We start from the raw sequence: 25,179 nt of genomic DNA on the forward strand, positions 1-25,179 counted from the left end.
CATACTCTTCAGGGTCGTCTCTCATGCCCCGTACAAGTACGGATGGAAATCATCACGATCGGTTCTCAGAATGACAGCGATGATGGCCTATAATCGTCTTTCGCTTTGGTCCGGCGCACTCAGTGTTTGCGCCATTATCGCGATCATCCGACCCGCCCACGCCGATCCGCGTGCGGTCGTCGAGCTCTTCACCTCACAGGGTTGTTCGTCCTGCCCGCCCGCCGACAAGATCATCGGCGAACTCGCCAAAGACCCGAATGTCATCGCGCTCAGCATGCCGATCGACTACTGGGATTATCTCGGCTGGAAGGACACGCTGGCTGATTCGCGCTTCAGCGCGCGCCAGAAAGCCTATTCGCATGTGCGCGGCGACCGCGACGTCTATACGCCGCAAGTCATCGTTAACGGCTCGGCGAAGGTGATCGGCAGCGATCGCGTCGGCATTGAGACTGCGATCAAGGATACCGCAACCGAGGGCGTGATGTCGGTGCCGGTGACGATGTCGCTGTCCGGCAAGCAGATCAATGTCTCGGTGGCGGCGAGCAATGGGCCGCGCGTCAAGCATGGCGAAGTCTGGATTTGCTCGATCTCCAAGGCGGTGCCGATCTCGATCGGGCGCGGCGAGAATCGCGGGCAAGAGATCACCTATCACAACGTGGTGCGTAACCTGTTGAAGGTCGGCGACTGGAACGGCAGCGCGGGAAGCTGGACGGTGCCGATCGAGAACATCTCGCGTGAAGGCGTCGATGCCGCCGTCGTCTATGTCCAGGACGGCAATCGCGACAAGCCGGGCCCGATGCTCGGTGCGGCCATGACGCCGCTGCGGTAAAGATCTAGATCAAACCCAACACACCTTGTCGTTCCGGCGCGCATCGCGCGAAGCCGGAATCTCCCGTCATCATGTCCAGATTCCGGGTTCACGCCGGCGCGTGCCCTGGAATGACGTATCGCGACGGACCCCAAAAAAGAAAAGGACCAACTCTCGTTGGCCCAGTCAAAAGGGAGTTAACTCCCCTGCGAACAGGCCCGGTCCCGACGGCCCCGGGGGGCTGGGGGCTGAGGAATCCGGAACCGAAAGAACCGGGCCAACGCAGGATTTCCTTTTCGCAGGGCAGCGGGGCGGGCGGTGGGCGGAAGTGGGGCAGCAATAAGATTCTTTCTAACGATACTGTGACTCCTGGAAAATCTTCCCATTCGTCGCACGGCGGCTCTGAACCCTTGCGGCGCTGCCCGGTTAGCGCAATCATGTCAGCCGCATGACAGGAGGCGCTTGATGATATCGATATCGGAGGACACCGATCCAAGCGGGCTTCGCGCGGCGGCGCGGCCCGTCGCTGCCAGCCCGCTACAGAACCGCGTCACGTTCAATCGTCTCGAACTCAATCGCATCCTCAATCTCTATGGCCGCATGGTCGCCGATGGCGAGTGGCGGGATTACGCCATCGACTTCCTGAAGGATCGCGCCGTGTTCTCGGTGTTCCGCCGCTCCTCCGAAGTCCCGATCTATCGAATCGAAAAGGACCCGCGGCTCGCCCGCAAGCAGGGCATGTACAGCGTGATCTCGGCGACCGGCCTGATCCTGCGCCGCGGCCATGAGCTGGAGCGCGTGCTGCTCGTGATCGACCGCAAGCTGGCGGTTGTTTAAGGCCGCGGCGTCCGTCATTCCGGGGCGCGAAGCGAACCCGGAGTCTCGTGCGGCAAATTGCGCTCTCACCAACCTCTGGATTCCGGGTTCGCACTTACGCGCGCCCCGGAATGACAGAGAATTAACGCCGGCCCGGATCGTCGGTCGGCACCGTGGTGGCGCCGTCGCCGAGCGCGCGCTGCATCATCACCGTGTCGAGCCAGCGGCCGAATTTGAGGCCGACGCTCGGATGGGTTCCGATCAGCGTGAAGCCGGTCTTGAGGTGAACGCCAATTGAGCCGGCGTTGGCGGAGTCTCCGATCACCGCGATCATCTGCCGGTAGCCGCGCGCCTCGCATTCGCTGATCAGCCGCTGCAGCAGTTGCAGGCCGACGCCGCGGCGGTGGATCGAGGGATCCAGATAAATCGAATTCTCCACCGTGAAGCGATAGGCCGGACGCGGGCGGTAGGCGCCGGCATAGGCGTAACCGACCACGCCTCCGTCAAGGGCGGCGATGAAATAGGGAAAGCCGCCATCCGTCAGCGCCCTGAAGCGGCGCGTCATCTCCGCGAGGTCCGGCGGGACCAGCTCGAACGTCGCGGTGCCGAAGCGCACCGCGTGCTCGTAAATTGCAGTGACGGAGGGAAGGTCGGCCTCAGTGGCGGGCCTGATCTCGACGGCGGACATGGCGGCAAGATAGCAGCAGGTTTCCCGGGAGCAACGCTCTCCTTATCTGTCATGGCCGGGCTCGACCCGGCCATCCACGCCTTTCTCGCCAAGGGTGGATGCTCGGGGAACGAGCCCGGGTAGGGGACTGAGTGCGCAAACGAAAAGCCCCGGCGGTGAGGCCGGGGCTTCGATCGTTGGTACTGCCGGAGGCGCTTAGTCGCGCTGTCCAAGGAGCTGCAGGAGCAGCGTGAACAGGTTGATGAAGTTCAAGTAGAGCGAGAGTGCGCCGGTAATCGCCGCACGCTCGGCAATCGCGCCACCCTGTGAGGCGTAGCCGTAGATGTAGTCGTTCTTCAGCCGCTGGGTATCCCAAGCGGTGAGGCCCGCGAACACCAGCACGCCGACCACCGAAACGATGAACTGCAGCGCCGAACTCGCCAGGAACAGGTTCACCAGGCTGGCGATGATGATGCCGATCAGGCCCATGAACAGGAACGAGCCCATGCCGCTCATGTCACGCTTGGTGGTGTAGCCGTAGAGGCTGAGCGCACCAAAGGTCGCCGCGGTGATGAAGAACACCCGCACGATCGAGGTGTGCGTATACACCAGGAAGATCGACGACAGCGAGAGGCCCATCAGCGCCGAGAACACCCAGAACAGGAGCTGAGCAGTCGCGGGCTGCAGCCGGTTAATGCCGGCCGAGATCACGAACACCATCACCAGCGGTGCGAGGATGAACAGCCACTTCAGCGGGCTGACGAACATCGCATAGCCGAACTGCGTCAGATAGGCGTTGCCGAACTTTGCGACGGCTGCGGACGGATCCGCCGTCACCGCCGCCATATAGACGCCGAGCGCGGCCAGGCCCGTGATCGCGAGGCCGATCGACATGTAGTTGTAGATGCGCAGCATGTAGGCGCGCAGACCGGCGTCGACCGTCGCAGTGTCAATGCGACCGGCGGCCCGGCCGAAGGGAGAGGCATAGTTACGGTCTAGGTCCGACATGGTCGAATTCCCGTGGTTGTTCCGGTCGCAAGGGATTTGCGGGACCGAGTATAATCTATCTCAGATAGCGCGGCCTGCGGACATTAAAATCCGTGTCATCAAACCGCCCATCCGACCCAAGGCGTATGTGGGAAACTAACACAACCGCCGCAAGCTTCCACGCGCGGCTGAATGTCGCTCTGGCCCTTATTTCAAGGCAAAGCCGGTATTAACCGGCCTCGTTCCCCGCTTCAAATTGTCACAAATTCCGCAACACTGCCGCGGGCTTCTGGTTCAAGGCGAGCAGCGTGCCGGCCAGCCCGAGCCCGACGGTGACGATCAGGGCCGCGACCACCACCGCCGCAGCGCTGCCGGCCTCCCAGACGAAACTCAGCGTCATCAGCCGGGTGACGATCAGCCAGGCGGCGATCGAGCCGGCGAATACGCCGAACAGCGCGGTGGCGAAGCCGATCATGAGATATTCGAGCGCATAGGCGCCCAGCAGGCGGGCGCGGGTGGCGCCGAGCGTCTTCAGGATCACCGCGTCATAGACGCGGTGGCGGTGGCCGGCGGCGAGCGCGCCGCCCAGCACCAGGATGGCCGAGATCAGCGTCACCGCGCTGGCGCCGCGGATCGCCAGCACGAGATTGGTGACGACGCTGCCGATGGTCTCCAGCGCCTCACGGACCCGGACGCTCGTCACCATCGGGAAAGCGTCGGAGACCTGCTTGATGATGCGGGCGTCATCGGAAGGGGACGGATGCGCCTCCGTCAGGGTCGCCACATGGCTGTGCGGGGCGCCCTTGAAGGCGTTGGGCGAAAACACCAGCACGAAATTGATGCCGAGCCCCTGCCAGTCGATGTTGCGGAGATTGGCGATCTTCGCCGAAATGTCGCGGCCGAGCACGTTGACGACGATCTCGTCGCCGATCTTGAGCCTCAGCCCGTCGGCGATCTTCTTCTCCATCGAGACCAGCGGCGGGCCGTGATAGTCGGCGCCCCACCATTCGCCCTCGACGATCTTCGAGCCTTTGGGAACCTCTCCGGTGTAGGTCAGGCCGCGGTCGCTCTGCAGCACCCATTCGGCGTCGACCGATGGTTTCAACTCGTCCGCCTTGACGCCGCGGGCGGCAACGATGCGCCCGCGCAGCATCGGCACGTCCTCGACCGTTCCGTCCGGCGTGGTCTGCTTCAGAAAAGCGCTGAACCGGTCGGCCTCGGTGGAGGGAATATCGATGAAAAAGAACGAGGGGGCGCGGTCGGGCAGCGCGGCGAGGAACTGGCGGCGCAAATTGCCGTCGATCTGGGTGATGGTGACGAGCACGGCGAGCCCGAGGCCGAGCGAAAGCACCACCGATGGCGTCAGCGCGCCGGGCCGGTGGATGTTGGCGACCGCCAGCCGCACCATGGTGATGCGGCTACGCGGCAGCCGCCGCGCCAGCGCCATCAACCCGGCGGCGATCAAACGCAGCAGCACGAAGACTGCGATGGAGGAGGCGACGAACACGGCGGCGATGCGCTTGTCGTAGGAAAGTCCGACCGCAACCGCGATCAATAGCGCGATCACCGCGCCCATCAGCGTCAGATAGCTCCAGCGCGGCCGGTGCCATTCGCTGGCGACCGTATCGCGGAACAGCGCCGCCACCGGCACGTCGTGCACCCGGCCGAGCGGCCACAGGCCGAACGCCAGCGCGGTCAGGAGGCCGTAGACGAACGACAATGCAAGTTCATCGGGATGCAGCGCCGGGATCACCGGCAGCGGCAGCAGCTTTCCGAATATGCCGACGATGACGAAGGGCAGGGCCGCGCCGAGCGCCAGCCCGATCACCGAGCCGATGGTGGCGAGCACGATCACCTGTGTCAGATAGATCGTGAAGACGTCGCGGCCGGTGGCGCCAAGCGCCTTGAACGAGGCGATGACGTCGCGCCGGCGGTCAATGTGGCTCTTGACGGCGTTGGCGACGCCGACGCCGCCGACCAACAGCGCGGCGAGCCCGACCAGGGTCAGGAACTGAGTGAAGCGATTGATATTGCGTTCGAGTTGCGGCGAGGCGTTGTCGCGGCTGCGGATCTCCCAGCCAGCTTCGGGCAGCGCATTGCGCGCGCCACCGATGAACGTCGTGGTCGCGCGGTCGTCATTGGCGTTGCCCGGCAGCTTCACGCGGTAGATCCAGCGCACCAGGCTGCCGGGCTGCAGCAACCCGGTTGCGCGCAGGCCCGCCTCGCTGACAAGGAAGCGGGGGCCCAGGCCGACGCCGCCGACGAGCTTGTCCGGCTCGGCCTCGACCACGCTGCGGATCTGGAACGTCGCGCCGCCGATGCTGACGTCGTCACCGAGCTTCAGATCAAGCCTCGCCAGCAAGGTCGAATCGACGCCGGCGCCGAACACGCCGTTGCGTTCGGCGAAGAGGTCGGAGACCGGCATCTTCGGATTGAGCGTCAGTTCGCCGAGCAGGGGATAAGACCCGTCGACGGCCTTGAGTTCGACCAGCGCCAGCGTGCCCGCCGGATTGCGCGCCATCGCGCGCAGCGTTGCGCCGACTGAGACGTCGCCATGTGTGCGCAGGAACGCGATCTCGGCCGGCTTGGCCTCGCGCTGCATCAGGGAAAAGCTGACGTCGCCGCCAAGCAGCGAGCGGCCCTCGCGTGTCAGCCCTTCGCTCAGGCTCGCCGCCACCGAGCCGACGCCGGCGATGGCCATCACGCCGAGCGCGATGCAGGCGATAAAGACATAGAAGCCGCGCAGGCCGCCGCGCAACTCGCGCAGCGCATAGCGTAGAGCAAGCGACGGTGCGCGGCTCGTCGTGGCAGCTTCGACAGCAATGCTCATGTTGCGGACTGTCCGTCGATCCGTCCCGAGCGCAGCCGCACCACGCGGTCGCAGCGCTGCGCCAGCGAAGAATCATGGGTGACAAGCACCAGCGTCATCCCGCGCTCGGCATGTTTGGTGAACAGCAGGTCGACGATCTGCTTTCCCGTTGCCTCATCGAGATTGCCGGTCGGCTCGTCCGCGACCAGGATCGCAGGATCAGGCGCCAGCGCACGCGCAAGCGCCACGCGCTGCTGCTCGCCGCCGGAGAGTTGGGTCGGATAGTGGTGCAGCCGGTGGCCGAGGCCGACCGATGTCAGTTCCGCGGCGGCGCGTTCGGCAGCGTCGGGATTGCCGGCGAGTTCGAGCGGCACCGCGACATTTTCCAGCGCCGTCATGGTGGGGATCAAGTGGAACGACTGAAAGACGATACCGACCTGGCGCCCGCGGAAACGCGCCAGCGCGTCCTCATCCAGCGTATTGAACGGCGTGCCGTTGACTACCACCTCACCGCTGTCAGGACGTTCCAATCCCGCCATCACCATCAACAGCGTCGACTTGCCCGAGCCTGACGGCCCGATCAGTCCGATCGCTTCCCCCGATGCCACACGAAGGCTGATATCTTTCAGGATATGAACCCGGGCTGCACCGGTGCCGAGCGAGAGGTTGACGTTGGAAATGGAAATGGTCTCCGGCGCGACGCCGGAAAGCGAAGAGGATTCTATGAGACTGTCCATGGCTCGGTCATATGGCACTTCCGCCGCGCGGGTCGAGGGCCGGATTGCGACCCTCGTGCACTTAACTGTGTTGATTGTGGCCTTGATGACGGTGGCTATGGCAACGGCACAGGGACAATCGGCCGGGGCGCCCAAACCGATCAAGATGGTGGTATTGGGCGATTCCTTGAGCGCCGGGCTCGGTCTTCCGGCCAATGCCGCGTTCCCCACGAAACTGAAAAAGGCTTTGGAGACCAAGGGGATAAGGGTCGATATGATCAATGCCGGGGTGTCCGGCGATACCGCCTCCAGCGGCCGCGAGCGGCTCGATTGGTCGGTGCCCGAGGGAACCGACGCCGTCATTCTCGAACTCGGAGCCAACGACGGGCTGCGCGGCACCGATCCTGCGGTGACCCGTGCCGCTCTCTCCGACATTCTGTCGCGGCTGAAGGCGCGCGGCATAGCGGTGCTCATCTGCGGCATGCTTGCGCCGCCCAACTACGGAAGCGACTATGCGGCGCGCTTCAATGCGATCTATCCGGAGCTTTCGAAATCCTTCGGCGTGCCGCTTTACCCGTTCTTTCTTGAAGGTGTCGCGGCCGACGCCAAGCTCAACCAGGCCGACGGCATGCATCCGACCGCCGACGGCATCGACATCATCGTAAAAAATATGCTGCCCACGGTGGAGGCATTTGTTGGCACGATCTCTGGGCAACGGAGTTGAAAAGCAGGCAGTGGACAAGCCTGGCTTGCGGTTTTTCCGTAGGTTTACGAGCTGTTAATGTCGCATGCTTCGCAGAGTCATATAAGTCGGCTAGAAATAATCACCGGTGATTCGCTGCCGGGCTATTCTCAGCGAGGGCTCTTCGAGCTCACGCTCTGCATCGAGGATCTTGCGATGCCGCGTCTGTTCACTGGACTGGAAATCCCGGCCGAGATCGGCCAGACCCTTTCCGGCTTGCGTGGCGGCCTTCCAGGCGCACGCTGGATCGATCCCGAAAATTATCACGTCACCTTGCGCTTCATCGGCGATATCGACGGCGCCTCTGCCAACGAGATCGCGTCGATGCTGCTGCGGATCAACCGCAAGCCGTTCGAGGTCAAGCTGCAGGGGCTGTCGAGCTTTGGCGGACGCAAGCCGCGCGCCGTGGTTGCCTCCGTCGAGCCGAGCAAGCCGTTGATCGACCTGCAGGCCGAGCTTGAGCGGTTGATGCAGCGGATCGGGCTCGATCCGGAAGGGCGCAAATTCACGCCGCATGTCACGCTGGCGCGGTTGCATGACGCTTCGAGCCAGGACGTCGCCGACTATCTTTCGGTGCGCGGCTACTTCCCGAGCCGCACCTTCCTGGCTTCGCGCTTCGTGCTGTTCTCCTCGCGCGCCTCCACCGGCGGCGGACCCTATGTGGTCGAGGATTCATACGCGCTGAGCGCGTGAGCGCCGGTCAGGGCGTAGATGGCGACGTGGGGATTCCTCCGGGCCAACCACCGGGGCATGACCGCCGTTAGAATTTGTCATAGCCCCGGCGTCATTCACGGCTTGCAATTTTTCGTCCCATAGGGCCGAAAGGGGCATGCTCTCCACCTCGCCGAGTTCCTTCCGCGCGCATTATCAGGCTCTCGTTGACTCCGGGGCGATCGAAGCCGATCCGGAGCAGGCTCGCGTCGCCGACGCTTTCGGCTCGCTCGAGGACCGCCTTGCAAGCTATAAGCCCTCGCGCAAGCAGGGCCTGTTCGGCCGGCTGTTCGGCGGCGACAAGAACGAGCCGCCGCACGGGCTGTACGTCCATGGCGAGGTCGGCCGCGGCAAGACCATGCTGATGGACCTGTTCTTCCAGCAGTGTCCGATCGAGCACAAGCGCCGCGCCCATTTTCACGAATTCATGGCCGAGGCGCACGAGCGGATCTACGGCTACCGGCAGCAGATCGCGCGCGGCGAGATCGCCGATGCCGACGTGATCGCGCTCACCGCGCAGGCGATCTTCGATGAGGCCTGGCTGCTCTGCTTCGACGAATTCCACGTCACCGACATCGCGGATGCGATGATCCTGGGGCGGCTGTTCGCCAAACTGTTCGAGTTCGGCACCGTCGTGGTCGCGACCTCCAACGTCGCGCCGGAAGATCTCTACAAAGGCGGCCTCAACCGCGCGCTGTTCCTGCCCTTCATCGCGCAGATCTCTGAGCATATGGACGTGCTGCGGCTCGATGCGCGCACCGATTTCCGTCTGGAAAAACTTGCCGGCGGGAAGATGTGGCTGGTGCCGGCCGATGAGGAGGCGGAGGCCGCGCTGAATACGGCCTGGGCCAGGATGACCGGCAATGCGCCCTGCAAGCCGCGCGACATTCCGATCAAGGGTCGCATCCTGCAGGTGCCCTGCTCGTCGCATGGCGTGGCGCGTTTCAGCTTTGCCGAGATTTGCGAGAGGCCATTGGCTGCCTCCGACTATCTGAGACTCGCGCACGATTATCACACCATTCTGATCGATCGGATCCCGGTGATGGATCTGGCCGATCGGAACGCTGCCAAGCGCTTCATCTCGCTGATTGATACGCTCTATGACAATGCCGTGAAACTGATGGCCTCTGCCCAAGCCAACCCGGTGTCGCTTTACCTCGCGACCGAAGGTGTCGAGGCCAACGAATTCAAGCGCACGTCCTCGCGCCTGATCGAAATGAGCTCGGCCTCCTATCTGGCGCTTCCGCACGGGAAGCGAAAGGATTCCACGGCCAGCGGCTCGAGCACGGGACTGGTGGAGACTTAAGTGCGTCACCCAGTCGTTCCGGGGTGTCGCGCAGCGATGAACCTGGAAGCTCGAATCATAATCTCCAGATCCGGGCTCGCGCTGACGCGCGCCCCGGAATGACAGGCAACGCTGGTATGCCTGCGATCAGGATGCGGAGCCGGCCCGACAATTGGGCATGGCCGCGACTTGAATGGATCATTCGAAAGGGATAACCAGCGATCCGATCTGCTATCCATCCTCCTCTTTGTGCTCAAAGGACAGATTTCCCATGGCGCGCGACAAGATTGCTTTGATTGGCTCCGGCCAGATCGGCGGAACGCTGGCTCACATGATCGGCCTGAAAGAGCTTGGCGACGTCGTGCTGTTCGACATCGCCGAGGGCGTGCCGCAGGGCAAGGCGCTTGATATCGCGCAGTCCTCGCCGGTCGACGGCTTCGATTCCAAGCTGGCCGGCGCCAATTCCTACGAGGCGCTCGATGGCGCCAAGGTCTGCATTGTCACCGCCGGCGTGCCGCGCAAGCCCGGCATGAGCCGCGACGATCTCCTGAGCATCAATCTGAAAGTGATGGAGCAGGTCGGCGCCGGCATCAAGAAGTATGCCCCCGACGCCTTCGTCATCTGCATCACCAATCCGCTCGACGCCATGGTCTGGGCGCTGCAGAAGGCCTCCGGCATGCCGAGCAAGAAGGTCGTCGGCATGGCTGGCGTGCTCGATTCGGCGCGCTTCCGCTATTTCCTCGCCGACGAGTTCAACGTCAGTGTTGAGGACGTCACCGCCTTCGTGCTTGGCGGTCATGGCGACACCATGGTGCCGCTGACGCGCTACTCCACGGTCGCAGGCATCCCGCTGCCCGATCTGGTCAAGATGGGCTGGACCTCGCAGGCGCGCATCGACGAGATCGTCGACCGCACCCGCAATGGCGGCGCCGAGATCGTCAACCTCCTGAAGACCGGTTCGGCCTTCTATGCGCCGGCGGCATCCGCGATCGCGATGGCCGAGAGCTATCTGAAGGACAAGAAGCGCGTGCTGCCTTGCGCCGCCTACCTCAACGGGGAATACGGCGTGAAGGATATGTATGTCGGCGTGCCCGTGGTGATCGGCTCCAAGGGCGTCGAGCGCGTGGTCGAGATCGAGCTGGCCGGCAAGGACCGCGAGGCGTTCGACAAGTCGGTTGGCGCGGTGCAGGGTCTGGTCGACGCCTGCAAGAAGATCGCGCCCGATCTGCTCGGTCATTGATTTCGTTCAGTTTTCGGCCCCGATCGGGGCCGAAAGCGTTTCTGGGTTGCAGTTCTTTTGGTATGTGGTATGCCAACTACCAAGGTGAACTGTAGAACTTCGCCGTAGAGGGTTTTGGGGAGCGTCCCGATGAATATCCACGAATATCAGGCCAAGGCATTGCTGCACGACTTCGGCGTGCCGATCTCGCGCGGCGTACCCGTGCTGAAGCCTGAGGATGCTGAGGTGGCGGCCAAGACGCTTCCCGGCCCGATCTGGGTGGTGAAGAGCCAGATCCACGCCGGCGGCCGCGGCAAAGGCAAGTTCAAGGAGGCCTCCGCCGGCGACAAGGGCGGCGTCCGCATCGCCAAGTCGGTGGCCGAGGTTGCTGCGTTCGCCAAGCAGATGCTCGGCGCGACGCTCGTGACGGTGCAGACCGGGGCGCATGGCAAGCAGGTCAACCGCCTCTACATCGAGGAAGGCTCCGAGATCGACAAGGAGTTCTATCTCTCGATCCTGGTCAGCCGCGAGACCTCTGAGGTCTCGTTCGTGGTTTCGACCGAAGGCGGCGTCAACATCGAGGACGTCGCGCACTCGACCCCGGAGAAGATCATTACCTTCTCGGTCGATCCGGCCACCGGCATCATGCCGCATCACGGCCGCACCGTCGCGAAGGCGCTGAACCTTTCCGGCGATCTCGCCAAGCAGGCGGAAAAGCTCGTAAGCCAGCTTTATGCCGCGTTCACCGCCAAGGACATGGCGATGCTGGAGATCAATCCGCTCGTCGTCACCAAGCAGGGGCAGCTCCGCGTGCTCGACGCCAAGGTGTCCTTCGACGATAACGCCATGTTCCGCCATCCCGACGTCGCGGCGCTGCGCGACGAGACCGAGGAGGATGCCAAGGAGATCGAGGCGTCGAAATACGACCTCAACTATGTTGCGCTCGACGGCACCATCGGCTGCATGGTCAACGGCGCTGGGCTTGCCATGGCGACCATGGACATCATCAAGCTCTATGGCATGGAGCCCGCGAACTTCCTCGACGTCGGCGGCGGTGCTAGTGTCGACAAGGTGGCCGCAGCGTTCAAGATCATCACCGCGGACCCCAATGTGAAGGGCATCCTGGTCAACATCTTCGGCGGCATCATGAAATGCGATGTGATTGCCGAGGGTGTCGTCGCTGCGGTCAAGCAGGTCGGCCTGAAGGTGCCGTTGGTGGTGCGGCTCGAAGGCACCAATGTCGAGCAGGGCAAGAAGATCATCAACAATAGCGGTCTCAATGTCCTGCCCGCTGACAATCTCGATGACGCCGCGCAGAAAATCGTGAATGCCGTCAAGGGAGGCTAGCAATGGCTCAGGACCATCTCGCCGCACCGTCACCGCTTCCGGAGCACAAGAAGCTCGGAGTCTTCGCGGGTGAATGGGCCGGCGAGGAGGTGGTCTACCCGTCGCGCTGGAACCCGGGCGGTCCCGCCACCTCGCATGTGGTGGCGCGCATCGATCTCAACGGCTTCTACCTGATCCAGGACTCGCGGCAGACGCGCGATGGCCAGGAGATATTCGCTACCCATGCCCTGTTCACCTATGACCGTGACGACCGGCTCTACAAATTGTTCTGGCACGATTCGCTCGGCTACTACCCGCCGTCGCCCGCGTCCGGAAGCTGGGTCGGCAAGACGCTGACGCTCGTGCGCGGCTCGCTGCGCGGCAACGCGCGTCACCTCTACGAGGTCGTCGACGACGACAGCTACACCATGAAGATCCAGTTCTCGCCCGACGCGGAAGGATGGGCAGACGTGCTCACCGGCGTGTATCGGCGTGTCCACTAAGCCTGATCCGGCTCAAACAACTAAACCTGTCACCGGCGTTTCGCGAAAGCATCTGAAGACATGTCCATCCTGATCGACAACAACACCAAGGTCATCTGCCAGGGTTTCACCGGCAAGAACGGCACTTTCCATTCGGAAGCGGCGATTGCCTACGGAACCAAGATGGTCGGCGGCACGTCGCCCGGCAAAGGCGGCTCGACCCATCTCGGCCTGCCGGTGTTCGACACCGTGCGCGAGGCGCGCGAGAAGACCGGCGCCGATGCGTCGGTGATCTATGTGCCGCCGCCGGGCGCGGCGGACGCGATCTGCGAGGCGATCGATGCGGAGATCCCGCTGATCGTCTGCATCACCGAGGGCATCCCGGTGCTCGACATGGTGCGCGTCAAGCGCTCGCTGTCAGGCTCGAAGTCGCGGCTGATCGGGCCGAACTGCCCGGGCGTCATGACCGCCGGCGAGTGCAAGATCGGGATCATGCCGGCCAACATCTTCCGGCCCGGCAGCGTCGGGATCGTTTCGCGCTCGGGCACGTTGACGTACGAGGCCGTGTTCCAGACCTCGCAGGAGGGGCTCGGCCAGACCACGGCTGTCGGCATCGGCGGCGACCCGGTCAAGGGCACCGAATTCATCGATGTACTGGAAATGTTCCTGAAGGACGACGCTACCAAGTCGATCATCATGATCGGCGAGATTGGCGGCTCGGCCGAGGAGGATGCCGCCCAGTTCATCAAGGACGAGGCCAAGCGGGGCCGCAAGAAGCCGATGGTCGGCTTCATCGCCGGCGTTACCGCCCCTCCCGGCCGCCGCATGGGTCATGCCGGTGCGATCATCTCCGGCGGCAAGGGCGACGCCGGTTCCAAGACCGCGGCCATGGAAGCGGCCGGAATCACCGTTTCTCCGTCACCCGCACGCCTCGGGCATACCCTTGCCGAGAAATTGAAGTCTTGATTCAGTCCTTGGTTCTTTTCGGCGCGAAGTTTAGGATTAAATAGGGTAAACCATCCTAATCTCAGCCAGCCGGCCTTCCGGGCCGGCGGCTTGCGCCGTCACTTGCGCGCGAACCGAAAATCACCAGGACGCTATCATGTCTCGCCAGGACGCGAACGCCGCTTTTGCCCTTTCCTCCTTTTTGCAGGGCACCAACGCCACCTACATCGACGATCTCTACGCCCGCTACGAGCAGGACCCGGCGTCGGTTGACACCGACTGGCAGGATTTCTTCAAGAGCCTGAAGGACACCCCGGCGGACGTCCAGAAGAACGCCGAAGGGCCGTCCTGGAGCCGTCCCAACTGGCCGGTAACGCCGCGTGACGACCTGACCTCGGCGCTGGACGGCAATTGGGCGCAGGTCGAGAAGGCCGTCGGCAACAAGATCGCCGCCAAGGCGCAGGCCAAGGGCGCCGAACTCTCGCCAGCCGACGTCAACCAGGCGACGCGCGATTCGGTCCGTGCGCTGATGCTGATCCGCGCCTACCGCATGCGGGGCCACTTCCACGCCAAGCTCGACCCGCTCGGCATCGAGGCGCCGCGCGACCGCGAAGAGCTCGATCCGCGCACCTACGGGTTCACGGAAGCCGATTTCGACCGCAAGATCTTCCTCGACCACGTGCTCGGGCTCGAATACGGCACCTTGCGCGAAATCGTCGCGATCTGCGAGCGCACCTACTGCCAGACGCTCGGCGTCGAGTTCATGCATATCTCCAATGCCGCGCAGAAGGCGTGGATTCAGGAGCGCATCGAGGGGCCGGACAAGGAGATCAGCTTCACCCCTGAGGGGCGCCGCGCGATCCTGAACAAGCTGATCGAGACCGAGGGCTTCGAGAAATTCTGTGACGTCAAGTTCACCGGCACCAAGCGTTTCGGCCTAGATGGCGGCGAATCGCTGATTCCGGCGCTGGAGCAGATCATCAAGCGCGGCGGCAATCTCGGTGTGAAGGAGATCGTGGTCGGCATGCCGCATCGCGGCCGCCTCAACGTGCTGACCCAGGTGATGGGCAAGCCGCATCGCGCGCTGTTCCACGAATTCAAGGGCGGTTCGGCCAATCCCGACGCCGTCGAAGGCTCCGGCGACGTGAAGTACCACCTCGGTGCTTCCTCGGATCGCGAGTTCGATGGCAACAGCATCCATTTGTCATTGACCGCGAACCCCTCGCATCTCGAGATCGTCGACCCCGTGGTGCTCGGCAAAGTGCGCGCCAAGCAGGACCAGCACGGCGATCCGCCGGACATGCGTATTTCCGTGCTGCCGCTCTTGATGCATGGCGACGCGGCGTTCGCCGGCCAGGGCGTGGTGGCGGAATGCTTCAGCCTGTCCGACCTCAAGGGGTATCGCACCGGCGGCTCGCTGCACTTCATCGTCAACAACCAGATCGGCTTCACCACCTATCCGCGCTACTCGCGCTCCTCGCCCTATCCGTCCGACGTGGCGAAGATGATCGACGCGCCGATCTTCCATGTGAACGGCGACGATCCGGAAGCGGTGGTGTTCGCGGCCAAGGTCGCGATCGAGTTCCGCCAGAAGTTCCACAAGCCCGTGGTCATCGACATGTTCTGCTACCGCAGGCATGGCCACAACGAGGGCGACGAGCCGGCTTTCACCCAGCCGGTGATGTACAAGAAGATCGCCTCGCATCCGTCCACGCTGGATATCTATGCCAAGCGGCTGATCGCCGAGGGTGTTGTCACCGAGGGCGAGGTCGAGAAGGCCAAGGCCGACTGGCGCGCCCGGCTCGATGCTGAATTCGAGGCCGGCGCCAGCTATAAGCCGAACAAGGCCGACTGGCTCGACGGCAAATGGGCCGGCTTCAAGATCGCGGACCAGGAGGAGGACGCGCGCCGGGGTGTCACCGGCGTCGATGCCGCCGTGCTCAAGGACATTGGCCGCAAGATCACCAAAGTGCCGGATGGCTTCCGCGTCCACCGCACCATCCAGCGCTTCCTCGATAACCGTGCGAAGGCAATCGACAGCGGTGTCGGCATCGACTGGGCGACCGCTGAGGCGCTGGCATTCTGCTCGCTGCTGGAGGAAGGCCATCACGTCCGCCTGTCCGGCCAGGATTCCGAGCGCGGCACCTTCTCGCAGCGCCACTCGGTCTTGATCGACCAGGAGGACGAGAGCCGCTACACGCCGTTCAACCATCTCGGCGGTGACCAGGGACACTACGAGGTCATCAACTCGCTGTTGTCGGAAGAAGCGGTGCTCGGCTTCGAATACGGCTATTCGCTCGCCGAGCCGAATGCGCTGGCAATCTGGGAGGCGCAGTTCGGCGACTTCGCCAACGGCGCCCAGGTGGTGTTCGACCAATTCATCTCGTCGGGCGAGCGCAAATGGCTGCGCATGTCCGGCCTCGTCTGCATGCTGCCGCATGGCTACGAAGGGCAGGGTCCGGAACATTCTTCGGCCCGTCTCGAGCGCTACCTGCAGATGTGCGCCGAGGACAACATGCAGGTGGTCTATCCGACCACGCCGGCCAACCATTTCCACGTGCTGCGGCGGCAGTTGCATCGCGAGATCCGCAAGCCGTTGATCATGATGACGCCGAAGTCGCTGCTGCGGCATAAGCGCGCCGTCTCGCGGCTCGAGGAGCTGGCCAAGGGTACGACCTTCCACCGCATCCTCTACGATGACGCCCAGATGCTGCCGGATGAAAAGATCAAGCTGCAGCCGGACGCCAAGATCCGCCGCGTCATCCTGTGCTCGGGCAAGGTCTATTACGACCTCTACGAAGAGCGCGAGAAGCGCGGCATCGACGACATCTATCTGCTGCGTATCGAGCAGCTCTATCCGGTGCCGTTGAAGGCGCTGGTGCAGGAGCTTGGCCGCTTCAAGGGCGCCGAAATCGTGTGGTGCCAGGAAGAGCCGCGCAACATGGGTGCCTGGCACTTCATCGAGCCCTATCTCGAGTGGGTGCTGAACCAGATCCATGCGCCGAACAGGCGTCCGCGCTACGCCGGCCGCGCGGCCGCTGCGGCGACCGCCACGGGCTTGATGTCGAAGCATCTCGCGCAGCTCAAGGCGTTCCTGGACGAGGCGTTGAACTGACATTCGATCCGTCATGCCCCGCGAAAGCGAGGCATTCAGTAACCCGCGCTGCCGCTGCTTGATTGCAGCCGCCGCGGGCTATTGGATCCTCCGCTTTCGCGGAGGATGACAGCTAGAGTTTATGACCGCACAGGTTGTTTTAAGGAAACGAGACCATGACTGAAATTCGCGTTCCGACGCTAGGCGAATCCGTGACCGAGGCCACCATCGGCCGCTGGTTCAAGAAGGCCGGCGATGCCGTTGCCGTCGATGAACCCTTGGTCGAGCTCGAGACCGACAAGGTCACGATCGAGGTGCCGGCGCCTTCCGCCGGCACACTGGGCGAAATCATCGCCAAGGACGGCGAAACCGTCGCGGTCGGCGCGCTGCTCGGCCAGATTACTGATGGCGCCGCAGGCGCTGCCGCCAAGCCGGCCGCCGCACCGGCACCGGCCAAGCCCGCGGCTGCACCGCCGCCGCCTCCCCCGGCTGCTGCCGCGCCTGCGCCGTCAGCACCGAAGGCACTCCCTGCGGATACGCCGCTGGCACCGTCGGTGCGCAAGCTCTCGGTTGAAAGCGGGATCGATGCCTCCACCGTGCCGGGCTCCGGCAAGGATGGCCGTGTGACCAAGGGCGATATGCTGGCGGCGATCGAGCGCGCGGCTTCCGCGCCGACGCCGGTCTTTCAGCCGGCGGCTTCGGTGCAGGTGCGGGCGCCGTCGCCGGCGGACGATGCCGCGCGCGAAGAGCGCGTGAAGATGACGCGGCTGCGCCAGACCATCGCGCGGCGGCTGAAGGATGTGCAGAACACGGCGGCGATGCTGACGACCTTCAACGAGGTCGACATGAGCCACGTCATGGCGCTGCGCTCCCAGTACAAGGACGCGTTCGAGAAGAAGCATGGCGTCAAGCTGGGCTTCATGGGCTTCTTCACCAAGGCCTGCGTGCAGGCCTTGAAGGAGATCCCGGCGGCGAACGCCGAGATCGACGGCACCGACCTTATCTACAAGAACTACTACCACGTTGGCATCGCCGTCGGCACCGACAAGGGCCTGGTCGTGCCGGTGGTGCGGGACTGCGACACCAAGTCGATCGCGGAGATCGAGAAGGGAATCGCCGATTACGGCCGCAGGGCCCGCGATGGCCAGCTCAAGATCGAGGAGATGCAGGGCGGCACCTTCACCATCACCAATGGCGGCATCTATGGTTCGCTGATGTCGACGCCGATCCTGAACGCGCCGCAGTCCGGCATCCTCGGCATGCACAAGATCCAGGAGCGTCCCGTCGTGGTCGGCGGCAAGATCGAGATCCGCCCGATGATGTATCTGGCGCTGTCCTACGATCACCGCGTGATCGACGGCAAGGAAGCCGTGACCTTCCTGGTGCGCGTCAAGGAAAGCCTGGAAGACCCGGCGCGGCTGGTGCTGGATCTCTGAGCTTGCTTTCGTGCGGCGCCCGAATTTCTCGGGCGTCGTGACCGGTGTCGCATGAACGTTCAGGGGCGAATGTGACGGACAAGGTCGTTGTCATCACCGGCGGCAGCCGCGGCATCGGTCGCGCTGCCGCCATCGCCGCGGCGGCGCGAGGCTTTCGCGTCGTTGTCGGCTACGCCAGCAACCAGGCGGCGGCCAACGAAGTCGTCTCCGCGATCGAGGCCAGCAACGGCAAGGCGATCGCGGTGAAATGCGATGTCGGCAGCGAGGCCGACATTCTTGCGCTGTTCAAGGCGGCCGACGAATTCGGCGCGCTCGGCGCGCTCGTCAACAATGCCGGCATCGTCGGTCCGTCGATCCGGGTCGAGGACATGTCGGCCGAGCGCATCGAGCGCATGATGGCGGTCAACGTCACCGGCAGCATTCTGTGCGCGCGCGAGGCGGTGAAGCGAATGTCGAGACGCAATGGCGGACAGGGCGGCGTCATTGTCAACCTGTCGTCGGTCGCGGCCAAGCTCGGCTCGCCCAACACCTATGTCGACTACGCCGCCTCGAAAGGCGCGATCGACTCCTTCACCATCGGCCTCGGCTATGAAGTCGCGGCCGAAGGCATCCGCGTCGCCGGGATCCGCCCGGGCCTGATCGATACCGAAATCCACGCCTCCGGCGGTGAGCCCGATCGTGCCCATCGCCTCGCTCACATGGTGCCGATGAAGCGCGTCGGCACCGCGGAGGAAATCGCCAACGCCATCGTCTGGCTGATGTCGGACGAGGCTTCATATGTGACAAGCGCCATCCTTGATGTCTCAGGCGGCCGCTAATACCTGTCACGGACTTCAGCAGCAGGATCTTCGAAATGGCTTCTTATGATCTCGTCGTCATCGGCACCGGGCCCGGTGGATATGTCTGCGCGGTGCGCGCGGCGCAACTTGGCATGAAGGTCGCGGTGGTCGAGAAGAACCCGACGCTTGGCGGCACCTGTCTAAACGTCGGCTGCATGCCGTCCAAGGCACTGTTGCACGCCTCCGAGATGTTCGAGGAAGCCGCGCATTCCTTCGCCAAGATGGGCGTCAGCGTATCGGCGCCGAAACTCGATCTGCCCTCGATGATGAACTTCAAGCAACAGGGCATTGACGGTAACGTCAAGGGCGTCGACTTCCTGATGAAGAAGAACAAGATCGACGTGCTGAAGGGCGCTGGCAAGATTCTTGGCGCGGGCAAGGTCGAGGTCTCCGCCAATGGCAGCACGCAGACGGTCGAGACCAAGAACATCGTCATTGCCACCGGCTCCGATATCGCGCGGCTGAAGGGCATCGAGATCGACGAAAAGCGCATCGTGTCGTCAACCGGCGCGCTGTCGCTGGAGAAGGTGCCGGAAAGGCTCTTGATCATCGGTGCGGGCGTGATCGGACTCGAACTCGGCTCGGTGTGGAAGCGCCTCGGCGCGGAGGTCATGGTGGTCGAATTCCTCGACCGCATCCTGCCCGGCATGGATGGCGAGATCGCCAAGCAGTTTCAGCGCATCCTTGAAAAGCAGGGCTTTGCGTTCAAGCTCGGCACCAAGGTGACCGCCGTGGATACCTCGGGCAAGACTCTATTGGCCAAGGTCGAGCCCGCCGCGGGCGGGGCTTCGGAAACGATCGAAGCCGACGTGGTGCTGGTTGCGATCGGCCGCGTGCCCTTTACCGATGGCCTCGGCCTGAAGGAAGCCGGCGTCGCGCTCGACAATCGCGGCCGGGTGCAGATCGACCCGCATTTCGCGACCACCGTGAAAGGCATCTATGCGATCGGCGACGTCGTTGCCGGGCCGATGCTCGCGCACAAGGCCGAAGATGAAGGCGTGGCGGTTGCCGAGATCATCGCAGGCCAGGCCGGCCATGTGAACTACGATGTTATCCCAGGAGTCGTGTATACCACGCCGGAAGTTTCTTCCGTCGGCAAGACCGAGGAAGAGCTCAAGCAGGCCGGCATTGCCTATACCGTCGGGAAATTTCCGTTCACCGCCAACGGCCGCTCCAAGGTCAACCAGACCACGGAAGGATTCGTCAAGATTCTCGCAGATGCGAAGACCGATCGGGTGCTTGGCGTGCACATCATCGGCCGCGAAGCCGGCGAAATGATCCATGAAGCCGCGGTTCTCATGGAATTCGGCGGCTCCGCCGAGGATCTGGCGCGCACCTGCCACGCCCATCCGACCCGCTCCGAGGCGATCAAGGAAGCTGCGCTTGCGGTCGGCAAGCGGGCCATCCATATGTGATCGACGCCCGGCCTGAGCAGGGTCCGTAAAGGATTATGCTCGAAGGTAAAATCTGGCCGGGGTCGAGACAACAGATGCTGCGCCGCCTGCTTCAGCCTTTCTGGGTCCTGCTTGCGATCATCTTCCTGATCGAGGCGTGGCTTTGGGATCACCTCGAGCCGATCGTGGCGCGCGTGGTGGCGCTGATCCCGCTGCGCGCGTTCAAGCAGTGGCTTGCCGATCGGGTCGATTCGTTGTCGCCGGCAATGACGCTGATCGTGTTCATCGTGCCGGTGATCCCGTTGTTTCCGCTCAAGCTGGTCGGCCTTTGGCTGCTCGCCCACGAACATTGGCTGAGCGCGATCGGTACCCTCCTGTTCGCGAAGTTTCTCGGCGTCGGCGTCACCGCTTTTATCTTCGACGTGACCCGCCCGAAGCTTCTGGAGATGCGCTGGTTCGAGGCGCTCTATGATTTCGTGCTGAGGATGCGCGCGAAAGCCGTCGCGCTGATCGATCCGATCAAGCTGCGCATCGTGGAGACCCTGCGCGGCGACGGCAACGGCTGGTCGGCGCGAACGCTCCGGCTGATCGCGCGCTTCCGCAGGAGCGTACAGCAAGCGCGGTGATTGCTCATCGCGCCAAACCGTCTAACCGCGGGCTCGGTTCACCTCTCCCACAGGGAGAGGTCGAATTGCGCAGCAATTCGGGTGAGGGGGTTCGCTTTATCGTGGGACTGTAACCCCTCACCCGCGCCTTCGGCGCGACCTCTCCCTATGGGAGAGGTAAAGAGGGCTCGCCGCGCATTTTGCTAATGCAAATGCAGCAAATGCGGCGAGTACAGGCCCAGCGCGCTGATGACGATGCCGGCGAGCGTCAGCAGGCCTGAAATCCAGGCCAGCGCGATGATGCCGGTGATGATGGTCGCCGATGCCAGCACGATCGCGATCTGGAAGGCGGCGGAGGCGATCTCGAAGTGGTGGTATTTTGCCGTCGCTTCGTCGCGCTGGTGCTCGGCATGTTTGGCACGTTCGGCGAGCTGCTCGGTGCCTTCGCCGGTTTCGGGCTCGGAGCGGTAGCGCGCCGCCGTCTTCTGCCAGTCATCGAGCTGCTTTTGAATCGTCGCCCTGATGGCATCGTCTGTGGTGGTGGCAAGGGTCAGCTTGCCCTGCTCGGCGGCCGTCTGCACCGCGGTGCGGCGGATGCTCTTGGCCTGGAAAAACGCCCACAGGTTCGACGCCTCGACGTTCTTGCTGATCGATTCGGTCTGCGCCCCCTTGCCCAGCGTCTCCGAGAGCGCCAGGAACAGCGCGATCACGGCAATCAACAGCGCGATCTTCTTGTTTTCGCCGGAAGCATGCTCGGCGTGCTCGGCATGCTCCATACTCTCGTGTGCGCTCATGATTCCCCTCTCCGATATGACCCGCCGTCACGATTGCCGAAACGACATCGCTTACGCAAGTGCCAAGCGGATGTGACGCGAGCGTGTCAGGATGAACCCGGCATCGCTCCTCACACGAGGAAAAACGCGTCAATACGTGAGCGAAGTCAGCCCCGCGGATGCGCGGAGCGATAGACCTCGAGCAGTCGTTCCGAATCGATGCCGGTATAGATTTGCGTGGTCGAGAGCGAAGCGTGCCCGAGCAATTCCTGGATCGCGCGCAAATCGCCGCCGCGGCTGAGCAGGTGGGTCGCGAACGAATGCCGCAGCGCGTGCGGGGTGGCGCTGTCGGGCAGGCCGAGCGCGCCGCGCAGCCGCTCCATGGCGAGCTGGATGATGCGCGGGCTCAACGGGCCGCCGCGGGCGCCGACGAACATCGGGCCGGTGGGCGGCAGCGGATGCGGGCAGGTCGCCGCGTAGTCGGCAATGAGCTGCAACACGTTTTGCAGCACCGGCACCATGCGGGTCTTGTTGCCTTTGCCGGTCACGACCAGTACGTCGCCTTCGCCGGGTTTCGGCACGTCGCGACGTTTCAAGCCGAGCGCCTCGGAGATGCGCAGGCCCGAGCCATAGAGCAGTGCCATCACCGCCGCATCACGTACCAGGATCCAGGTCTCGCGTTCCTCGCCGGCGCGCTCGTCGGCATCGGCGAAGCGTTTTGCCGCCGCCACGTGGATCGGCTTCGGCAGGCTCTTTGCAACCTTGGGCGCGCGGATCGCGGAGAGGGCGCCGACCTTGCCCTTGCCTTCGCGCTCGAGGAATCGGCCGAACGAGCGCAGGCCAGCCAGGGCCCGCATCAGTGAGCGTCCGGCGACATCGTCGGCGCGGCGCATCGCCATGAACGCCCTGATATCGGTGGCCTCGAGGGCCGCAAAACCTTGCAGCGTTACCCGCGCGCCCCAGTGCTGGGCAAGAAAGGCGAGGCATTGGCGGACGTCGCGGGCATAGGCCTCCAGCGTTTTCGGCGACAATCGCCGTTCGGCACGCAGATGCGATAGCCAGTGCGCCATCTCCTGCGTGACGGTTTCGTCGGCGCAGTCGAGTTCGTTCACGGGAACGGCGGGAAGCGCTTTGGCCATGGACCTGTCTTATGGACCTGTCTTGGAGGCGATGGTTTAAGCCATTATATCGCATCGCTTTCGTTTACCGTTCGCTAACTTGCGCCAAGCGGCTCTAACCTCACCTGCAATCGGAACTTACGATCTCCTGAATGGACACCGCGCGCAGCCACGCTTCCTCGCTCACGCCGACCTCCATGGTCGATGTACTGGTCCCGGTCGCGCTCGACCAGACCTATTCCTATCGCGTGCCGCGCGGCATGGATCTGAAGGCCGGCGATGTCGTCGCGGTACCGCTCGGTGCGCGCGAGGTGATGGCGGTGGTCTGGGCGGAAAACGCCAAGCCCGATCCGCGGCTGCACAACCGGCTGAAGGATGTCAGCGAGAAGCTCGACGTGCCGCCGCTGAAACCGGAGCTGCGCGCGCTCGTCGATTGGGTGGCCAATTACACGCTGTCCGCCCGCGGCATGGTGCTGCGGATGACGCTGCGGATGGGCGAAAATCTCGGCCCCGAGCGGATGCGCCTGGGCGTACGGCTGGTTGGCGAGCCGCCGCGACGAATGACGCCGGCGCGGCATCGGGTGATCGAATTGCTCTCCGACCGCCTCTTGCATGGCAAGTCGGAAGCGGCGAGGGAAGCCGGCGTGAGCAGTGGCGTGATCGACGGCCTCGTCGATGAGGGCACGCTGACGGTCGAGCCGATGCCGCCGCCACCAGCGCCGCCCATGCCCGATCCGGATTACGCGCAGCCGGACTTCTCGGGCCAGCAACGCGCCGCCGCCGATGCGATGCGGACGCTGGCGGCGAGCGGCAGTTTTCATGTGGCCCTGCTCGATGGCGTCACAGGATCGGGCAAGACCGAGGTCTATTTCGAGGCGATCGCCGAAAATATCCGCCGTAACAGGCAGTCGTTGATCCTGATGCCGGAGATCGCGCTGACTGGCCAGTTCCTCGATCGCTTCGCGCAGCGCTTTGGCGTGCGTCCGCTGGAATGGCATTCCGAGCTCTCGCCGCGCACCCGCGCCCGCAATTGGGCGGCGATCTCGGGCGGTGAGGCGCCGGTGGTGGTCGGCGCGCGCTCGGCGCTGTTCCTGCCCTATGCCGATCTCGGGCTCATTATCGTCGATGAGGAGCACGACCAGGCCTATAAGCAGGACGACGGCGCGCATTACCATGCCCGCGACATGGCGGTGGTGCGCGCGCACATCGCCAAAATCCCGATCGTGCTCGCCTCCGCCACGCCATCGATCGAGAGCGAGGTCAATGCGCGCAAGGGGCGCTATCAGCGTATCGCGCTGCCCTCGCGCTTCGGCGGTCAGCACATGCCGCAGATCGAGGCCATCGACCTGCGGCGCGAGCCGCCGGCGCGGGGCCGCTTCATCTCGCCGCGGCTCGCCGAGCAGATCCGTTACGCGGTGGAACGGCGCGAGCAGGCGCTTTTATTCCTCAATCGCCGCGGCTATGCGCCGCTGACGCTGTGCCGCGCCTGCGGCCACCGCTTTGCCTGCACCATCTGCGACGCCTGGCTGGTCGACCATCGTTTCCGCCAGCGCCTGGTCTGTCACCATTGCGGCTTCTCGATGCCGCGCCCGAACATCTGCCCGCATTGCGCAGCGGAGGAATCGCTGGTCGCGGTCGGCCCCGGCGTCGAGCGGCTGCAGGAAGAGGCTGCGGCGCTGTTTCCCGGCACGCGCACCATGGTGCTCTCCAGCGACCTCATCACCTCGATCGAGACCATGCGCAGCGAGCTGAACGAGATTGCGGAGGGCCGGGTCGACATCATCATCGGCACGCAGCTTGTGGCGAAAGGCCACAACTTCCCGCGCCTCAATCTGGTCGGCGTGGTCGATGCCGATATCGGCCTCGGCAATGGCGATCCGCGTGCGGCCGAGCGCACGTTCCAGCTCCTCAACCAGGTGATCGGGCGCGCCGGCCGCGAGCAGGGCCGCGGTGTCGGGTATCTGCAGACCCATCAGCCCGAGCATCCCGTGATGAAGGCGCTGGTCGCCAACGACCGCGAGGCGTTCTACGCCAGCGAGATCGAATCGCGCGAGCGCACCGGCTATCCGCCGTTCGGGCGATTGGCGAGCCTGATCATCTCGGCGGGCGACCGGCCCACGGCGGAAGGCTTTGGGCGCAAGCTGGCCTCGGTCGCGCCGCTCGACGAGCGCATCCAGGTGCTCGGCCCGGCGGAGGCGCCGCTTGCGGTCATCAAGGGCCGCTACCGCTTCCGCCTGCTGGTGAAGTCGCTGCGTTCGGTCGATCTGTCGCAGTACTTGCGCGAATGGCTGGCGGCCGGGCCGAAGACCACGGGCAACCTCAAGCTCGAGGTCGACGTCGATCCGCAGAGCTTTTTGTAGCCCTCTCGCCGTCATTCCGGGCTCGCTACGCGTGCCCCGGAATGACG

Annotated in this window: 21 protein-coding genes; 15 read left to right on the forward strand and 6 right to left on the reverse strand. The window is 64.1% G+C overall.

Annotated features, from left to right (window positions below):
- Positions 1-70: 70 nt before the first annotated feature.
- Positions 71-829: a DUF1223 domain-containing protein gene (locus tag YY7_RS0128695; protein WP_028166228.1), complete on the forward strand. Its 759-nt coding sequence runs from the start codon at positions 71-73 to the stop codon at positions 827-829.
- Between the two features lie 444 nt (positions 830-1,273).
- Complete coding sequence (locus tag YY7_RS0128700) at positions 1,274-1,645, forward strand: DUF2794 domain-containing protein (RefSeq protein WP_028166229.1); 372 nt, start codon at positions 1,274-1,276, stop codon at positions 1,643-1,645.
- A 121-nt stretch (positions 1,646-1,766) separates the two neighbouring features.
- On the opposite strand, the gene YY7_RS0128705 is transcribed toward YY7_RS0128700, so the two are convergent.
- The 4 genes from YY7_RS0128705 to YY7_RS0128720 all read right to left on the reverse strand — a co-directional run bounded on the left by YY7_RS0128705 (position 1,767) and on the right by YY7_RS0128720 (position 6,824).
- Positions 1,767-2,312, reverse strand: coding sequence for a GNAT family N-acetyltransferase (locus tag YY7_RS0128705; RefSeq protein ID WP_028166230.1), 546 nt, complete (start codon positions 2,310-2,312; stop codon positions 1,767-1,769).
- A 195-nt stretch (positions 2,313-2,507) separates the two neighbouring features.
- A complete protein-coding gene (locus YY7_RS0128710; RefSeq protein WP_028166231.1) occupies positions 2,508-3,299 on the reverse strand; it encodes a Bax inhibitor-1/YccA family protein in 792 nt (263 codons plus the stop codon).
- A 238-nt stretch (positions 3,300-3,537) separates the two neighbouring features.
- Entirely contained in the window at positions 3,538-6,108 is a 2,571-nt protein-coding gene (locus YY7_RS0128715) for an ABC transporter permease (protein WP_028166232.1), read from the reverse strand.
- Entirely contained in the window at positions 6,105-6,824 is a 720-nt protein-coding gene (locus YY7_RS0128720; protein ID WP_028166233.1) for an ABC transporter ATP-binding protein, read from the reverse strand. The genes YY7_RS0128715 and YY7_RS0128720 overlap by 4 nt, the downstream gene beginning before the upstream one ends.
- A 55-nt stretch (positions 6,825-6,879) precedes the next feature.
- Between YY7_RS0128720 and YY7_RS0128725 the strand changes: the two genes are divergently transcribed.
- From YY7_RS0128725 to YY7_RS0128780, 12 genes are all read left to right on the forward strand, one after another.
- Positions 6,880-7,527 (forward strand): arylesterase, encoded by a 648-nt coding sequence (locus YY7_RS0128725; protein WP_028166234.1) that lies wholly within the window; start codon positions 6,880-6,882, stop codon positions 7,525-7,527.
- Positions 7,528-7,701: 174 nt separating this feature from the next.
- Entirely contained in the window at positions 7,702-8,238 is a 537-nt protein-coding gene (gene thpR, locus YY7_RS0128730) for an RNA 2',3'-cyclic phosphodiesterase (RefSeq protein ID WP_028166235.1), read from the forward strand.
- 136 nt (positions 8,239-8,374) lie between these two features.
- Positions 8,375-9,562, forward strand: a complete 1,188-nt coding sequence (gene zapE, locus YY7_RS0128735; RefSeq protein WP_028166236.1) for a cell division protein ZapE — start codon at positions 8,375-8,377, stop codon at positions 9,560-9,562.
- A 250-nt stretch (positions 9,563-9,812) separates the two neighbouring features.
- The gene (gene mdh, locus YY7_RS0128740) at positions 9,813-10,781 is read left to right on the forward strand and encodes a malate dehydrogenase (protein ID WP_028166237.1); all 969 of its coding nucleotides are present in this window, start codon (positions 9,813-9,815) and stop codon (positions 10,779-10,781) included.
- A gap of 129 nt (positions 10,782-10,910) precedes the next feature.
- Positions 10,911-12,107, forward strand: coding sequence for an ADP-forming succinate--CoA ligase subunit beta (gene sucC / locus YY7_RS0128745; RefSeq protein WP_028166238.1), 1,197 nt, complete (start codon positions 10,911-10,913; stop codon positions 12,105-12,107).
- A 2-nt stretch (positions 12,108-12,109) separates the two neighbouring features.
- Positions 12,110-12,589 (forward strand): DUF1579 family protein, encoded by a 480-nt coding sequence (locus YY7_RS0128750; protein WP_028166239.1) that lies wholly within the window; start codon positions 12,110-12,112, stop codon positions 12,587-12,589.
- Positions 12,590-12,649: 60 nt separating this feature from the next.
- The gene (gene sucD, locus YY7_RS0128755; RefSeq protein WP_028166240.1) at positions 12,650-13,534 is read left to right on the forward strand and encodes a succinate--CoA ligase subunit alpha; all 885 of its coding nucleotides are present in this window, start codon (positions 12,650-12,652) and stop codon (positions 13,532-13,534) included.
- Positions 13,535-13,670: 136 nt separating this feature from the next.
- Positions 13,671-16,628: a 2-oxoglutarate dehydrogenase E1 component gene (locus YY7_RS0128760; RefSeq protein WP_028166241.1), complete on the forward strand. Its 2,958-nt coding sequence runs from the start codon at positions 13,671-13,673 to the stop codon at positions 16,626-16,628.
- Positions 16,629-16,783: 155 nt separating this feature from the next.
- Positions 16,784-18,043, forward strand: coding sequence for a 2-oxoglutarate dehydrogenase complex dihydrolipoyllysine-residue succinyltransferase (odhB, locus tag YY7_RS0128765; RefSeq protein WP_028166242.1), 1,260 nt, complete (start codon positions 16,784-16,786; stop codon positions 18,041-18,043).
- 71 nt (positions 18,044-18,114) lie between these two features.
- Positions 18,115-18,861, forward strand: a complete 747-nt coding sequence (locus YY7_RS0128770; RefSeq protein WP_028166243.1) for an SDR family oxidoreductase — start codon at positions 18,115-18,117, stop codon at positions 18,859-18,861.
- Positions 18,862-18,896: 35 nt separating this feature from the next.
- Complete coding sequence (lpdA, locus tag YY7_RS0128775; protein WP_028166244.1) at positions 18,897-20,297, forward strand: dihydrolipoyl dehydrogenase; 1,401 nt, start codon at positions 18,897-18,899, stop codon at positions 20,295-20,297.
- A 74-nt stretch (positions 20,298-20,371) separates the two neighbouring features.
- The gene (locus YY7_RS0128780) at positions 20,372-20,902 is read left to right on the forward strand and encodes a hypothetical protein (protein WP_028166245.1); all 531 of its coding nucleotides are present in this window, start codon (positions 20,372-20,374) and stop codon (positions 20,900-20,902) included.
- 182 nt (positions 20,903-21,084) lie between these two features.
- Here the strand turns inward: YY7_RS0128780 and YY7_RS0128785 are convergent, their stop codons facing one another.
- Together YY7_RS0128785 and YY7_RS0128790 are read right to left on the reverse strand one after the other, a co-directional pair.
- A complete protein-coding gene (locus YY7_RS0128785; protein ID WP_028166246.1) occupies positions 21,085-21,675 on the reverse strand; it encodes a DUF4337 domain-containing protein in 591 nt (196 codons plus the stop codon).
- A 146-nt stretch (positions 21,676-21,821) separates the two neighbouring features.
- Positions 21,822-22,793 (reverse strand): tyrosine recombinase XerC, encoded by a 972-nt coding sequence (locus tag YY7_RS0128790; RefSeq protein WP_028166247.1) that lies wholly within the window; start codon positions 22,791-22,793, stop codon positions 21,822-21,824.
- Between the two features lie 131 nt (positions 22,794-22,924).
- On the opposite strand from YY7_RS0128790, the gene YY7_RS0128795 reads away from it, so the two are divergent.
- Complete coding sequence (locus tag YY7_RS0128795) at positions 22,925-25,132, forward strand: primosomal protein N' (RefSeq protein WP_028166248.1); 2,208 nt, start codon at positions 22,925-22,927, stop codon at positions 25,130-25,132.
- Positions 25,133-25,179: the final 47 nt, after the last annotated feature.

Source organism: Bradyrhizobium elkanii WSM2783, from assembly GCF_000472865.1.
Taxonomy (GTDB): Bacteria; Pseudomonadota; Alphaproteobacteria; order Rhizobiales; family Xanthobacteraceae; genus Bradyrhizobium; species Bradyrhizobium elkanii_A.